Below are 14,713 nucleotides of genomic sequence, written 5' to 3' on the forward strand. Positions count from 1 at the left end.
TTCTGAATACCTGCGAGGTCACCCGGGGGTCCTTATCGCGGCGCGCCGCAACCTCGCGCGGACGCCCGAATTCACCATGATCTAGATCGAACATGATGGCTGCGCGCTCGGCATGGGCGCGCGTCTCTCGACCGGCGCGATCACGACACCGGGATCGTGCCGGGCGATGCTCCCCTGTCAGTTCATCACCAGGGAGGGTTTATGCAACTCAAGTTCAATTCCCATCAAGGCGTGTTCTTGGCCTGTCTCTTCTTCCTTGTCCCGCTGCTGGGGGCCGGCGCCGCGGGTTGCGTCGGGCAGGAGGAGGAGTGGAACCCCGAAGAGGCCGTCGCGGTCGCCGCCCAGGCGCATCGGGTCCAGAGCGGCGAGCAGCTCTTCGAAAGAGAGACATTCGGCGGCAACGGGCGCCGCTGCGCGACCTGCCACAGTGAGGAGACAGGCACGCTGTCGCCGGCGGACGTGCAGCGGCGGTACGCGGCCAACCCGCACGATCCTCTCTTCCGCCCGATCGACAGCGACGATGGCGTCGGCAACAGCTACACGCGGCTCCTCAACGAGGCCACGATCCGCTACGAGTTCCCGCTGCCGCCGAACATCTGGCTGCACGACGACCCCGCGGCCACGAGCGTGACCGTCTTCCGGGGCATTGCCTCCACCAAGAACTCGCCGGCGCTCGATCCGCTCATCACGTTCGATACCCGTGAGCCCGACCTCGAGACGCAGGCCGCGAACGCGATCCTTGCGCACTTCGAGCCGACGGTCACGCCCACGCGGCGACAGCTCGAGAAGATCGCCGATTACGAGAGGACGCTGTTCAGCTCGCGGGAGCTGCGCCGCTATGCTCACGGCGGGCCCGAGCCCGAGCTGCCTCGTGGCTGCACGCCGTCCGAGAAGCGCGGGCGCAAGCACTTTCTCCCGAACCAACTCTGCGGCCAGTGCCACAGCGGGCCCATGCTGAACACGGCCAGCGACCAGTTCGTCCTCGGGCCGTTCCTTAGGATCACGGGCGTGCTGGCCGGGTTCTCGGGCGAGGTCCTCGGCACCACCGAGACGCGGCCAACGCCCAACCCGATGCGCCGCTACGATATGGTCTGCCCGTCGGACGGGAGCAGCTTCCTCTGCTCCGATCCAGACCAGTTCTTCCCGCTGATCGCCGTCTATCAGCCGCGGCTCGAGAACGGCATCCTCTCGATGCTCGCCGCCGATCCGGCCTACGCCCTGGTCCTCGGCAGCCTGGACGGCCTGGGGGACGGCAAGACCACCTCCCTCTGGGGCATCAACGAGACGGCGCCCTATTTCCACGACAACTCGGCCCATACGCTGGAGGACGTCGTCCACCACTACAAGCTGGTGTTCGAGGCCGCCCCCATCCTGGCCACCCCCCTCGGGGGGCGAACGACCATGACCGCCCAGGAAGAGGCGGACATCGTCGCATACATGAAGCTCCTCTGAGCGGAAGGCCCCCTCCCGGGCGGGCCGCGGGCCTCCTCGGCCCTGCGGCCCGGCCGGAAAAACAGCACCGCCGTTGAGCGAAAACCGGACGAGCGGGCACACAGGGCACGGCGCTCGACCTCCACGCGTTCGACGCCGCCGGCGCCCTGGTCACGACGCACGACCACCGAGACCTCGCGCCGTTCAACGGCCCTCTGGCGATTGCGAGGTTCACGGATGATCGACGATCGTGTCCTTCGGGCGGGGCTCCTCCCCGCAATGCTCGGGCTCACGGCCCTGGCTACGGGCTGCTCCGGCGGCGGAGACCAGGCCAGCGCTGGCACCGCCGGCGCTGGCGGCTCGGGCGACAGCTCGGCGATCCCATGGGGAAGCTGCCCAGACGATTTCCTCTCCGAGTGCGCCGCCGTCCCCCTGCCCCTCGACCCGTCGGCGCCCCACGGCGAAGCGCTGCCCGTCTTCGTATCGCGCCGCCTCGCGCCCGGCGGCGCGGCGAGGGCGCAGGTCTGGCTCCTGCAAGGCGGCCCCGGCGACTCCGGCTCCGTGTTCAAGGACGTCATCGAGCAGCTGTGGCAGGGCGTCATGCCCGACGTCGACTGGTACGTGCTCGAGCACCGCGGCGTCGGGCTCTCGGGCCGCCTCGGCTGCCCGGTCCAGGAGGACCCGGGCTCGGACGGCGGCGAGGACATCACCGCGAGCGAGTGGCCCGCCTGCATCGAGGCGCTGAAGGAGCGATGGGGCGACGATCTCGATCACTTCACGACGTCGGCCGACGCCGAGGATCTCGCGCGCCTCATCGAGCGGACGCGCGAGCCGGGCAAGAAGGTGGTCGTGTATGGCGTCTCCTACGGGACGACGCGCGCGCTGCGCTTCTTGCAGGCGCACCCCGACGGGGCCGACGCCGTCATCCTCGACTCGGTCGCATCGCCGGACGCGCAGCGCCTGTCTCGCTACGATACCCAGTACGATCCGGTGGCGAAGGATCTGTCCGCGATCTGCGCCGCCGACCCGGTATGCGGGGCGAAGCTCGGCCCCGATCCCTGGGCGAAGCTCGACGCGCTCTTCGGCAAGCTCGCAGAAGGCCACTGCGCGGAGCTCGGCGCCGACGTCGCGCTCTTCGCGTCCATCGCTCCGCTCTTCGTGCAGATCCGGAGCCTGCGGACGCACCTCTTCCCGCTCGCTTACCGCATCGACCGCTGCGAGCCCGGCGACGTGCAGGTGGTCGGCCATTACATGCAGACGCTGCTCGAGCTGATGTCGCAGCCCGGCGGAGGCGAGCCGCGGGGCTCGATCCTCCTGGGGACACACGTGGCCCTCTCCGAGCTGTGGGAAGAGCCGGCCCCCACCCCGGCCGAGCTCCAGGCGCGCTGCGATGCGCAGCGCCTCTGCCCGCGGGAGGCGCTGGAGCTCGGCCAGCTCTACGAGGCCTGGCCGCGCTACCCGCACGACCGGTTCTGGAGCGGGTGGCCGGGCTCCACCGTGCCCATCCTGGCGATGAACGGCCTGCTCGACCCGCAGACGCCCATCGATCTGGCGGAGCTCTCGGCCGACGAGCTCACCGCGCCTCATCAGACGTTCGTGGCCGTGCCCTGGAGCCCGCACGGGGTCGCGTTCGAGTCCCCCGTGAAGACCGCCGGCGCGGCGCCGTGCGGCACGCAGATGATGGCGAAATTCATCGCGGACCCCGAGGCTCCCATCGATACCACGTGCCTCGACGACCTCGTACCTGTCGCGTGGGACGAGGACCCGGCCGTTGTCGAGGTGCTCTTCGGCGCGAAGGACATGTGGGAAAACACGGCTTCGCCCGCCCACGAGCTGCGGAGAGCGGCGCCGATCGACTGGGCCGCGGTCGCGCGCCTCGCGCGTGAGAGGACGCGCTGGCTCGGGCGGTGAATGACGCACGCCTCACTGGCCTGCCTGGCGGCTGAGCCCGTATCGCACGAACCTGCACCCCGCTGCAGGCCGGCGCTGATGGCGTGGACGCCGCGAATGGGCTCCATGAACGAACGCCCCCCACGCCGCGCGCCAGGAACGCGGCGCGCGCCTCGGGGTCCCGCAGCCTGGTCGAGCACTCTCCCGCGTCGAGCGAGTGCGACCGAGAGGACGCCATACCACCACCAGGATCGATTCCCTGCGATTCTTCACCCTTGAAGGATAATCAGGTCCCGCAGAACGTGTATTGCACACGCTCGTCCAGCTGCGGGGGCTCGCTCAGATGAGCGCTCTCCGGCTGATCGTCGTACGGTCGCTCGAGCACCCGCACCAGCGTCTCGAACGGCTCGAAGTCGTCACGCAGAATGGCCGCCTGGATGAGCGCCTCGATCCGGTGATTGCGCGGGATGAACGCCGGGTTGACGAGCCTCATCGCGCTCGCGCGCGCCTCGGCCGTGCTCTCCTCCCGGGCGAGCCGCCGGCGCCACGACTCGGCCCAGTCGCGGAAAGCGCCGGGCTCCGCGAACAGGGCGGCCACCTGCGTATCGGCCGCTGGATCCGCCGCTGAAGCGCAGAGCCGGCGAAAGAAGACCGTGTAATCGACGCCGTTCGACGCGAGCCGCTCCAGCAGATCCGCGGCGAGCGCGAGATCGCCCTCCTCCTCGCGCGCGAGCCCCAGCTTGGCCCGCAGGACGCGCTCGTGCGCTGCGACGAAGAGCGCGGAGAAGCGCTCCACGCGCGCGGTCGCCACGCGGATGGCCTCCTCCTCGCCCTCGGCCAGGAGGGGCAGGAGCGCCTCGGCGAGCCGCGCCATGTTCCACTGCGCGATGCGCGGCTGGTTCCCGAAGGCATACCGGCCGCCCCGATCGATCGAGCTGAACTTCTTCGCGGGATCGTACTCGTCGAGGAACGCGCACGGCCCGTAATCGATGGTCTCCCCGGAGATCGACGTATTGTCGGTGTTCATCACGCCGTGCACGAAGCCGACGCCGAGCCAGCGCGCGACAAGGGTCGCCTGCGCTTCGACGACGCGCTCGAGCAGCGCCAGGGCGTCATTGCCGCTGCCCACCGCCTCGGGGTAGTGCCGGGCGAGCGCGTACGACGCCAGGGTGGCCAGCGCCTCGCGGTCGCCCCGCGCGGCGAAGAACTGGAACGTGCCCACGCGGATGTGGCTCGCGGCCACGCGCGTGAGCACCGCGCCGGGGAGCACCTCCTCGCGATAGACCGGCTCGCCCGTCGTCACCGCGGCGAGCGCGCGCGTCGTCGGCACGCCGAGCGCCGCCATGGCCTCGCTCACGACGTACTCGCGCAGCACCGGCCCGAGCGCCGCGCGCCCGTCCCCGCCCCGCGAGAACGGCGTCCGCCCCGCGCCCTTGAGCTGGAGATCGCGCCGCTTGCCGTCCTTGCCGACGACCTCGCCGAGCAGGATGGCCCGCCCGTCCCCGAGCTGGCTCACGAAGCTGCCGAACTGGTGCCCCGCGTACGCGAGCGCGATCGGCTCCGCGCCCTCGGCCAGCGCGTTGCCCGCGAGCACCTCGGCCCCCTCCGCCGAGGCGAGCTGCTCCGCGTCGAGCCCGAGCACCTCCGCGAGCGCGCGGTTGACCTTCACGATGCGCGGCGCGCGGACCCGGGCAGGGGAGACGCGCGCGTGGAAGCGGTCGGGAAGGCGGGCGTAGGTGTTGTCGAACGGGAGCTTCATCGGCGAACCTTACGCGCGGAGGTGCCGCTGCTCAAGCCGCCGGAAGAGCCCGTCACCGGCTGCGCCAGGACGCCGCGGGAAGCCGTCGGCGCCGGCCTTCACGCCGATGGCGTTCGTCAGGTTGCAGAGGTACTCGCGGACAGGCTCTTCGTCATCCCGTATTCCCTCCTCAGTCTCCCGCGACGCGCAGGCGGAAAGAGTCCGTCTGGGTGAGATCGGTGAGCAGATCGAGGAGGGTATAGCCGTCGACAGACAGGCTGGCGCTGAGCCCGTCGACGTCGCAGGCGTCGTTCCCGTTGGGCGCCCGCCCGGTGGCAAAGGCGACCCACCGCTCGGCATAATGGCGCCTGGCGCCCGGATCGGCGGCGAGCTCGTTCATCAGCTCGATGGGTGACGTGATCCTCTTGACGTTGTTGGCGCCGAAGGTGACGTCGGCGGTCCCGTCGATGGCGCCGCCGAGCGGATCGATGGTCTGCACCTTGCCGACGGCGTCGTACCTCTCGAGCACGAAGCCCGGCGGGTTGACGTACGTGTCGTGGCATACCGCGCAGTTCGTCGAGGAGGTCAGCGCCTCGGCGACCTCACGCTCCGTGGAGAACTCGCCCGGAGGCCGCGGCGTCTCGCTCGCGCCGGGCACGGGGGCCAGGTTGACCCCGAGCAGCCTGGTGGAGACGAACGCCCCCCGAAGGATCGGGCTCGTGGCGTCATTGCGCGAGTAGGAGCTCAAGAATCCGACGCGGGTCAAGAAGCCCGGCCGCTCGTTCGGATCGAGCTCCACCCGCGTCAGCTCCGCGCCGTAGTCCGCCGCATCGAGCCCATAGAGCGGGGCGGTGTCCTGATTGACGTAACCGACGTTGCTCAGAAAGAGGTCCTTGAACGCCCCCCCCTCGAACGCCACATCCTCGAAGAGGGCGTCCATCTCTGCCATCATCGGAGCGACGACATCCGGGGAGTAGTCGGGGAACCGGGTCGTGTCGTGTTCGACCGCTCCCCAGCGCGAACCCGTGCGAATGTCCGCATAAACACGATGGAACTGGGCCACGACCGGCGCCGTCTTCTCGCGGTCCTGGATCATCCGCTGGGCCTGCGCCAGGATCTGCGCCTTGGTGGCGAGCTGACCAGCGTCGGCCGCGGCGTCCAGGATGTCATCTGGAATGGAATCCCACAGCAGGAACGAGAGCCTGGCCGCCACTTCGTGGCTGGAGAGCTTGATCGCGTCTCCTTCGCGGTCCTGCGTCAGCTCGGGGCGCATGAGGAACGAGGGCGAAGCGAGGAAGGCGAAGAGGATGGCCTCGGCGATCTCATCGGGCGTGCCCCGGGGCTCCACGGCGGTGAGCCGCAGCAGGCTCTGCACCTCTTCTTCGAGCAGAGGACGGCGGAACGCCCTGCGACCAAAGGTGATGATCGTCTCTTCCAGGCACGTCGGCGCCGCCGGATCACAGGCGAGGAACCTGGGTTTGTTCGGCCCGCCCATCACCTCGGCGGCGACGTGTTCGGCGGCCGCGAGATAGCCGTTCCATGCAGGGTCTGTCATGTCCCCCTCGAAGTCGGGGACGAGGAGCGCAGACGGCGGGAGGTCGCCGGCGCTCGCCAGCGTCGTCACGCCGAGCAGATCCCGCACCACCGCGTCGTATTGCCGATCGAGCAGGCGCGGGATCTGGGACGTCACCGGGATGCCGGGGAAGCAGGGGTCCCCCCCTCCGACGCCCGATCCCGCCCCGACGCCGGCCGCTGTGCCGCTGCCGCCGCCGCTCTGCTCGTCGGCGTCGGTGCCCTTGCCCAGGATCGTGATCCCGCACCCAGGGGCGATGAGCGAGAGCGCCGCGAAGCAGCAGAGCGAAGATACGGCGTGCAAGAGCCTCATGACAAAGCCTCCCGCCGTAGCAATCTCCGAGTCTCTCCCCGGGGATCACAATTTCGTCGCGCGCCGGGCGGCCGGTGATCAGAGCGAGAGACCGGCGCCGACGCGGAGCGTCCACGTGACCGCGGGCACCTCGTGGATGAGCTGCGCGGGGTTCTCGAACACGAACGATCGCCGCACCAGCGGAAATTCCGGTCCACCTTGCGCGTCGACCCGCACGAGGTCCCCGAGCGAGGCGGTCGCGCGCGCGAGGAGCCCGAGGCTGGCCCAGGGGACGGTGCCCTCCTCCACGTCGGAGATCGCCTTGCCGACCAGCCCGCTGCCGTGAAGGAAGCCGCCCTCCGCGCCCACGCAGGGCCCGAGCGAGAGCCGGCGTGCCGGGCGGAAGAGGTCCGCGCAGGCGTCGACCCGGCCGATCCCGCGCAGGAAGCGGGCGCCGCCCGGCCCGGCATCGACCGCGCCGGTGGAGGCCACCTCGGCAGCGACGCGGAACGCCGCGCCGAGGCCCAGATCGGCGCGCAGCTCGACGAAGGGCCCCCCGCCGAGCAGCGCCTCGGGGGCGACCCCGGAGACCGCGCTCCCCTGGAGGCCGAGCGTCCACGGGCGCTCCACGGGCCGTCGCGGCTGCGGAGAGCGCGAGGCCCCCGCGACGGGTGACGGCAGGCCGATCGGCGCGGTCACGGGGCGCGCGGCCGGGGGCGGCGAGGCCGGGGGCGGCGGCGCAAGCTGCGGCGGGCTCCCCGCGCCGGGCGCTCCTTCGGCGGAGACGCCGGCCGCGGCCGGCCGCGCAGGACCGCCTGGATCCGCGGCGGCGGGTGGAGCGGCGTCCGGCGCCCCTCCGGCGTCCGGAGCCTCGGACGAGCGCGGCCCAGCGGCCGGCGGTTGCGGATCGAGAGACGCGGTGGGGTCGACCCGGAGGGCCGTGATGAGCGCGAGGGCCGCGACGACCTCGCCGCACGTCGCGCCGTCGACCTCGCGGACACGCGCGTCCTCGCCCTTGCCGAGCGTGATCCGGCCACGGCTCCTGCCCTCGCTCGAGGTGATGCGCACGCGCACGTCGAGCGCCGCTTCGTCCGCCGCGGCGGCGCGGGCGCGGTCCGTGCGCGCTGTCACCTCGCGCAGGAACGCCTCGGCGTCGGGACAGCCGTCGTGCGCCTCGTACGCGATGCGCAGGCGCTGGGCCTCCGCCCAGGCGTCACCCCCCGTCAGGGCGCCTGCGAGCACGACGACGGCTGCGAGCCAGCGCGGGTGGAGCACGGCACTCTCGAACGCACGCACGGCGCGGGAGGGTACACCGAGCCACCATCCGCGGCGGCATTGCGGTGCATTGCGGTCATCGCCGCGCCCTTCTCGCGCTCGATCCCGGGCCATGTGGCGCCTCCGTGTGGCCCGGAGCCGTGAGGGCGCTCGGCTCCCCTCCTCGCCGGCGCGCGGCTGACGCGCCCCATCGCACATTGGCACACCTCGAATCGATTCAGGCCACTATGAGCCGAACACCGTGGCGCAACGAGGTGTCCATCGCCGGAATGATTGACGATTTACCTGGCACCCCCCGTGCGAGAGCGCACGGCCCGTGGAGGTGTTCATGGCACAGTTTCAGCGTACAGCGCTCGCTCTCATCATCCCCGCCTCGTTGTCGATCGCCTGCTCCTCGTCGAGCGACGCGCCGCCGCACGAGCCGCTCCAGCTGGGCGAGGCGCCGGCGGCGATCTGCGGCGGCGGCGCGACCCGCGAGGGGGACGGCTCCGGGCGCGACCCGGTGGCGGGCGTGGGCGCGGGCACGGGCACGGGCACGGGCGCGAGCGCAGGCTCGAGCGCGAGCGGCGGCTTCACGGACCCCAACGGCGAGCCGCCGGTGGGTGAAGGAGGCACCACGGGCAGCGGGGGTTCCGGGGGCAGCAGCGGCGGCTCCGGGGGCGGGTGCGCCGAAGGCGGGGCCGGCGGCGGCGGCGACGGCGACGGCGGGTGCGGCGACGAGGCAGGCAGCAGCGGCTCCGCCGGCGGCAGCGGCGGCTCGGGCGGCAGCGGCGGCTCGGGCGGTGCGGCGACCGGCGGCGGCGCAACGGCGGGCAGCGGGGCCGGCAGCTCACGGGACGCCGGGCCCCGGCTCACGCCGCAGGCCAGCGGCGGCTCGTGCGCGGGGGTCAACCTCTCCACGCCGCTCACGCTCTACCTCTCGTCGGACGACTCGAACTCGATGGCATCTCCGGTCATCGTCCGCCGCCAGATCGAGCGCGGCGCGCCGCAGGTCGACCCCTATGTCGTCCGCACGCACGAGTTCCTCAATTACTACCGGTACTCGTTCGCCCCGGCCGAGCCGGGAGAGCTCTCGATCGTATCGCAGCTCGGCTCCTGCGTGCTGACGGGCGATCTGGCGCTCCAGATCGCGGTGCAGTCGAGCCGGGCGCCCGCCGCGCGAGAGCCCATGACGATCACGCTCGTGCTCGACACGTCGGGATCGATGTCGGGAGAGCCGATCGAGCTCGAGAGGGCCGCCGTCCGGGCCATCGCGTCGACGCTCGTCGAGGGCGACGTCGTGAACGCCGTCACGTGGAATACGGGGCAGAGCCCCGTGCTCGAAGGCCACGTCGCCTCGGGCCCCGACGACCCCGTCCTCCTCGGCGTCGCGAGCGCGATCGAGGCCGATGGAGGCACCGACCTGAACAGCGGCCTCGCCGCGGGCTACGCGCTCGCCAACGCGCACAGGACCGCGGGCGGCATCAACCGCGTCGTGCTGATCAGCGATGGACAGGCCAACGCCGGTGTGACCGAGGAAGCGATCATCGGGGCGAACGCCGAGGACGCGGACGGAGAAGGCATCTACCTCGTCGGCGTCGGCGTCGGCGACGGCGTGAACGACACCCTCATGGACGTGGTCACCGACGCCGGCCGCGGCGCGTATGTCTATCTCGACAGCGCCGACGAGGCGAGGCGGGTCTTCGTCGACCGGTTCGCCGAGACGCTCCTCGTCGCCGCGCGCGACGTGAGGATCGAGCTGACGCTCCCGCCGTACTTCGGCATCCAGAAGTTCTACGGAGAGGAGTACTCGCCCGATCCGGCCAAGGTGCGCACGCAGCACCTCGCCCCGAACGACTCGATGATGCTGTATCAGATCCTCCGCCCGTGCGACCCGTCGCTGCCGAGCGCGAACGACCCTTACCGGGTCCGCGTCACCTGGCGCGACGCGACGACCGGCGAGGCCAGGGAGGCCGTGCAGCAAACCACGCTCGGAGGGCTCGGGATCGACGACGGCAACCTCACGAAGGCGGCGGCGATCATCGCGTATGCCGAGGCCCTCAAGCAGCTCGTCGAGCTCGACGCCGGAGGGCGCGCGAGCGCGCTCTCGGCCGCCCGGGAGACCGTCCTCGCCGCGAACACGACAGGCGCGGACGCCGATCTCCTCGAGATTGCCGCGACCCTCCAGAAGATGATCGACAACCAGCCATAGAGCTCCGAGCGTCGCAGAGCGGCGGTCACCCGCACAGGAGACGGGCCCAGATCGGCGTTTTCGGCGCGGAAGCGCACTCCCGTGCGCTGAGCACCGAAAACGCCGAGGTGGGCCCGTATCCGAAGCGGGTGGCCGCCGCTCTAGCAGGCGAGCCGCTTCACCCAGGCAAGGACGAAGTCGCGGAACACCACCACGTTCCGCGGCACGTGCCGCGCGCTCGGATAGACGAGGTACACCGTCCCGGCGCGCTGCGACCACTCCGGCAGCACGTGGACGAGGCGCCCGCTCGCCAGCTCGGGCGCGGCGAGGACGCGCGGGAGCGGCCCGATACCGCCCCCCGCCCGGAGCAGCGAGCGGATGAGCTGGAAGTCGTCGGTCGCGATGCGCCCGGTCGCCATCGCGTCGCGCACCGCGCGGGCGCCGTCGACGGGCTGCTGGCCGCGCCGTGCATCGGGGAGGAACACCACCCGCTCGTGGTCGGCGAGCTCCTCCAGCGCGCGGGGCATGCCGCGGCGCGCGAGGTACGAAGGAGCAGCGAAGAGCTGCACGTAGGAGTCGAGCAGCTTGCGCACGACGAGCGAGGAGTCCGGGAGCTCGCGCATCGCCCGGATCGCCACGTCGAAGCCCTCGCGCAGGAGGTCCACCCGGCGAGTGGACATGTCGACCTCCACCGACAGCAGCGGGTAACGTGCGCCGAACTCGACGAGCATCTCGCCGAGGAAAGACTCCCCACCATCCGGGGGAGCGCTCAGCCGTATCGTGCCCTGAGGCTGCCCCTGATAGGCGTCCAGCGCCTGCGCCGCGTCGCGGAGACCGGCGATGTGGGGCGCCACGTCGCCGAAGAAGCGACGGCCCGCGTCGGTCAGCGCCACGGCGCGCGGCGACCGCTGGAGGAGACGCACCTTGAGGCCGTCCTCGAGCCGCGTCACCGCGCGGCTCACCGTCGATTTCGGGACCCCGAGCTGCTCCGCCGCGGCGGTGAACGAGCCCAGCTCCGCCACCCTGGCGAACGCGGCGATCTCATCGAGCTGGGGCGCCCGGGCAGGGCGCGCTCGGGCTGCCGCGCGGGGGCTGGGCATGATAGGACCTCACGAGGGGTGGGCGGCGTCGGTCGAGGGCTCATGCCAGGTTGCGCCAGCGCAACGTTGAGTTGAGCCGTTGCACGATAGCACCGGGCGTCGCGAGGGCGCATCAGGAAAGGCGTGGGCGCTCCGCTCGGGAGAGCCCGCCACACCTCAGCGAGGCTCATCATGAACAACGTCAAGCGTTTCGCCCCCGCCGCTGCCCGCATCCTGCTAGGGCTCGTGTTCTTCGTGTTCGGGCTCAACGGCTTCTTGCATTTCCTGCCGCAGCCCCCGGCTCCGGAGGCCGCGGCCAGCTTCGGGGGCGCGCTCGCGGCGACCGGGTACATGTTCCCGCTCATCAAGGGGACCGAGGTCGTCGCAGGCGCGCTGCTGCTCTCGAACCGCTACGTCCCCCTCGCGCTCGCGCTCCTCGCGCCCATCGTCGTGAACATCGTCGCCTTCCACACGTTCCTGGCGCCGGGGAACCCGCTCGCGTGGTTCATCCTCGCCATCGAGCTCTACCTCGCCTTCGCGTACCGCGCCGCGTTCCGCCCGATGCTCGCGGCGCGCGTCGACGCGAGCGTCGGCGCGGAGCAGGGCAAGCTCCGGCCGGTCGAGAGCGCGGCTTGAGCCGCCCGACCGGCGCTCCCCCGCTCGGCCCCCGTCACCGCCGCGGTGAGCCCTGGTAAAGGATGCGGCCGCCGGTCTTCGCCAGGGCGTACCGGAAGCCGCGCGCCAGGTCGACGTGCGTGACCATCGCGCCGACGTCCAGGCCCTGGGCGACCATCATCTGCGCCGCTCCCGCGGTCACGCCGACGAGCACCGCCTCCGCGCCGAGCAGCGCCGCCGCCTGCGCCGCCCGGACGAGCTGGTTCGCCGCCGTGGCGTCGACCACCGCCATCCCCGTGACGTCGATCAGCACCACCTGCGCGTCGTGCTCGTGGATCTCCTTCAGCAGCGACGCGATGAAGCGGCTCGAGCGCTGGGCATCCATCGTGCCCACCACGGGCATGACAAGGATTCCATCGGCGATCGGCACCACGGGGCTCGACAGCTCATGGATCGTCCGGAGCATCGACTCCTGGAGCTCGTTGGCCCGCTCTAGCTCGGCGGTCCGCTCGGAGATCCGGCTGAACAGCCGGGCGTTCTCGATGGCCACGGCCGCGGTGCCGGCCACGCGCTCGAGGAACGGCACGTCGTCGCTCCCGCAGGCGTCCTCACGCTCGCTGCTCAGGACGAGGACGCCGACGACGCTGCCCCGCGCCCGCAGCGGCACGCCGACGAGCGTCCGCGCGCCGGCGTGCTCGCGGAGGAGGGAGGCGTCCTCTCGCCCGTCGTGCCCGGCCGGATCGATCACGATCGGGCGGCCGGCATCGAGCACGCGGCCGACAAGCGAGCGCGGCGAGAAGCGCACGCGGTCCTCGACGATGGGCTCGCTGCGCGCCGCCACGCCGATCAACAGCACCTCGATCGGCCGGCCGGTCGGGTCGCAATCGATGCGCCGGCTCGTGACGCGGCGGGCCGCGTCGAGCGCGAGGTGATCGCTGAGCGTCGTGGACCACGGCGTGTGCTCGAGGGTGACGCAATCGACGCCGGTATGGATGATGCGCGAGGCCGGCAGCTCCGCGAGGGTCGCCTCGACGCCGTGGGTGAGCATCCGGTGGACGATCTCGGCGGCGCGATACCCCATATCGTACTCGCGCTGCACGATCGTCGCGTGGATCGCGCCCCGGCGGAGCAGCGCGACCGTCGCGGAGAAGAGATCGAACGCGACGATCTTGAGCTCTCCGCCCCTGCCGATCTCCCTCGCGGCGCGGCCCCAGGCCGGCCCGCCGCCGCCCGCCACCCCGAAGGCGCCGGCGATGTCCGGCCGCTGCTGGAGGGCCGCCCGCGCGAGCACCGTCCCGAGCTCCTGGTCGTGGTCGTTGTCCTGGTGGGGGGGCAGCACGGTGAACTCCGCCCCTTCCATCGCCGCGCAAAACCCCTCGATGCGCTCGCGCGTGTTGATCGCGTCCTTCGTGGGCCGCTGCGGCGCCACGACCCCGCCGCTCGGCAGCAGCCGGCGCATCACCTCGCCCGCCAGCCTGCCCGCCGCCACGTTGTCCGTGCCGATATAAAGGGGGGCCCGGCTGCCCGGCACCGGCGGCGTGTCGACGACGACCACCGGGATACCCGCCTCCGCCGCCCGCCGGAACCCCTCCTCGGCCTCCTCGGGGGCGCCCGGAGCGATGATGATGCCGTCCACGCCCCGGCGGATGCCGTCCTCGAGGATCTCGCTCTGGCCTCCCGGGCCGCTGGCGGGGCCGACGCGGAAATCCACGGAGATGCCCAGGCAGCGCGCGGCGTCGACCGCGCCGTCGCGCATGTTGTGGAAGTACGTCATGGGGGCCGAACGCCGGGCCCGGAACACGCGGGCTTCCTGCTCGCCCGAAGCGGCCGCGGCGCCCTCTCCACCGCCGGCGTCCTCGACCAGCCACAGATCCACAGAGGCCCATTGCTGGTCGATCTGCACGCTCTTGATGCCGTGAGCGAGGGTGTCCAGGAGGTGGCGCGGCTCCACCGTGGTGCCCACCGCGTTCAGCACCTGCTCGAGAAGGCGAATCTCCTGTGCCAATCTCGCCTTCTCGTCATAGAGCCTGTGCCGCTCCAGCGCGGCCCCGGCGGCGTCCAGGAACACCTCCAGCATCGCGCGGCGCTCGCCCTGCGGAGGCTCGAGGGTCGCCTGCTCCAGGGCGAGGTAGCCTGCCGGCGCTCCCCGGACGACGACGGGCGCGACAAGCACCCCCGCGTCGGCGGGCACGGCCCCCTCCGCCGCGATCGCGAGAGGAAGGTGCGCTTCATACCACGCACGTGCGCTGACGACGCACATCCCGCCCGCCGCCTCTGGCGCCGCGCGCGGGGCGCGCAGACCGCTCTCGCTGGCGAGGCACGCTTCGGTCGAGAGGATCACCCCCTGCGGAGCGAGCGCGTCGAACCCCTCGAGCGCCCTGTAGACGAGGCGGTGCCCTTCGCAGAGGAGCAGGCTGCCGCGCGGCGCCCGCGGCGCGATCGCCATGGCCCGTCGCACGATCTGCTGCAATGTCGCGAAGAGATCCACTCCATGGCGCATACGGGTCCCGCTCGATCCGCCGTCACGACGCGCGACGCGGTGGTCCAGAAAGCGCGATCGACCACAGTTCTGTCAAGGTCGATTTGCCCCTCTCCCCAGGCGTGCGGGCCGGCTCGCGGCCCGCCGTCGGCGGCCGGGGGCGTCGCGGCGC

At 71.9% G+C, this 14,713-nt stretch carries 9 protein-coding genes; 4 read left to right on the forward strand and 5 right to left on the reverse strand.

Going from position 1 to position 14,713, the window contains the following annotated elements:
* Positions 1-201: 201 nt before the first annotated feature.
* Entirely contained in the window at positions 202-1,452 is a 1,251-nt protein-coding gene (locus WMF29_RS29240; protein ID WP_437323426.1) for a hypothetical protein, read from the forward strand.
* Between the two features lie 216 nt (positions 1,453-1,668).
* Positions 1,669-3,342, forward strand: coding sequence for an alpha/beta fold hydrolase (locus tag WMF29_RS29245; RefSeq protein WP_437323427.1), 1,674 nt, complete (start codon positions 1,669-1,671; stop codon positions 3,340-3,342).
* Between the two features lie 265 nt (positions 3,343-3,607).
* Here the strand turns inward: WMF29_RS29245 and WMF29_RS29250 are convergent, their stop codons facing one another.
* From WMF29_RS29250 to WMF29_RS29260, 3 genes are all read right to left on the reverse strand, one after another.
* Positions 3,608-5,080: a protein adenylyltransferase SelO gene (locus WMF29_RS29250; RefSeq protein WP_437323428.1), complete on the reverse strand. Its 1,473-nt coding sequence runs from the start codon at positions 5,078-5,080 to the stop codon at positions 3,608-3,610.
* A 169-nt stretch (positions 5,081-5,249) separates the two neighbouring features.
* Positions 5,250-6,944 (reverse strand): DUF1592 domain-containing protein, encoded by a 1,695-nt coding sequence (locus WMF29_RS29255; protein WP_437323429.1) that lies wholly within the window; start codon positions 6,942-6,944, stop codon positions 5,250-5,252.
* A 78-nt stretch (positions 6,945-7,022) separates the two neighbouring features.
* Positions 7,023-8,219: a hypothetical protein gene (locus WMF29_RS29260; RefSeq protein WP_437323430.1), complete on the reverse strand. Its 1,197-nt coding sequence runs from the start codon at positions 8,217-8,219 to the stop codon at positions 7,023-7,025.
* A 307-nt stretch (positions 8,220-8,526) separates the two neighbouring features.
* Between WMF29_RS29260 and WMF29_RS29265 the strand changes: the two genes are divergently transcribed.
* Complete coding sequence (locus WMF29_RS29265; RefSeq protein ID WP_437323431.1) at positions 8,527-10,389, forward strand: vWA domain-containing protein; 1,863 nt, start codon at positions 8,527-8,529, stop codon at positions 10,387-10,389.
* Between the two features lie 140 nt (positions 10,390-10,529).
* Here WMF29_RS29265 and WMF29_RS29270 read toward each other — a convergent pair whose 3' ends face one another.
* Positions 10,530-11,468, reverse strand: a complete 939-nt coding sequence (locus tag WMF29_RS29270; RefSeq protein ID WP_437323432.1) for a LysR family transcriptional regulator — start codon at positions 11,466-11,468, stop codon at positions 10,530-10,532.
* A gap of 171 nt (positions 11,469-11,639) precedes the next feature.
* On the opposite strand from WMF29_RS29270, the gene WMF29_RS29275 reads away from it, so the two are divergent.
* On the forward strand, positions 11,640-12,083 hold the full coding sequence (locus WMF29_RS29275; protein ID WP_437323433.1) for a DoxX family protein: 444 nt from the start codon (positions 11,640-11,642) through the stop codon (positions 12,081-12,083).
* Between the two features lie 34 nt (positions 12,084-12,117).
* On the opposite strand, the gene WMF29_RS29280 is transcribed toward WMF29_RS29275, so the two are convergent.
* Positions 12,118-14,562, reverse strand: a complete 2,445-nt coding sequence (locus WMF29_RS29280) for a substrate-binding domain-containing protein (protein WP_437323434.1) — start codon at positions 14,560-14,562, stop codon at positions 12,118-12,120.
* Positions 14,563-14,713: the final 151 nt, after the last annotated feature.

Origin of the sequence: Sorangium sp. So ce381 (genome assembly GCF_051473845.1) — a bacterium.
In the GTDB taxonomy this organism is placed as follows: domain Bacteria; phylum Myxococcota_A; class Polyangia; order Polyangiales; family Polyangiaceae; genus Sorangium; species Sorangium atrum.

Excerpts from the sequence above, each read along its gene's own strand:
- WMF29_RS29240 (WP_437323426.1), top strand. The coding sequence starts at position 202 with ATGCAACTCAAGTTCAATTCCCATCAAGGCGTGTTCTTGGCCTGTCTC.
- WMF29_RS29245 (WP_437323427.1), top strand. The coding sequence starts at position 1,669 with ATGATCGACGATCGTGTCCTTCGGGCGGGGCTCCTCCCCGCAATGCTC.
- WMF29_RS29250 (WP_437323428.1), bottom strand. The coding sequence starts at position 5,080 with ATGAAGCTCCCGTTCGACAACACCTACGCCCGCCTTCCCGACCGCTTC.
- WMF29_RS29255 (WP_437323429.1), bottom strand. The coding sequence starts at position 6,944 with ATGAGGCTCTTGCACGCCGTATCTTCGCTCTGCTGCTTCGCGGCGCTC.
- WMF29_RS29265 (WP_437323431.1), top strand. The coding sequence starts at position 8,527 with ATGGCACAGTTTCAGCGTACAGCGCTCGCTCTCATCATCCCCGCCTCG.
- WMF29_RS29270 (WP_437323432.1), bottom strand. The coding sequence starts at position 11,468 with ATGCCCAGCCCCCGCGCGGCAGCCCGAGCGCGCCCTGCCCGGGCGCCC.
- WMF29_RS29275 (WP_437323433.1), top strand. The coding sequence starts at position 11,640 with ATGAACAACGTCAAGCGTTTCGCCCCCGCCGCTGCCCGCATCCTGCTA.
- WMF29_RS29280 (WP_437323434.1), bottom strand. The coding sequence starts at position 14,562 with ATGCGCCATGGAGTGGATCTCTTCGCGACATTGCAGCAGATCGTGCGA.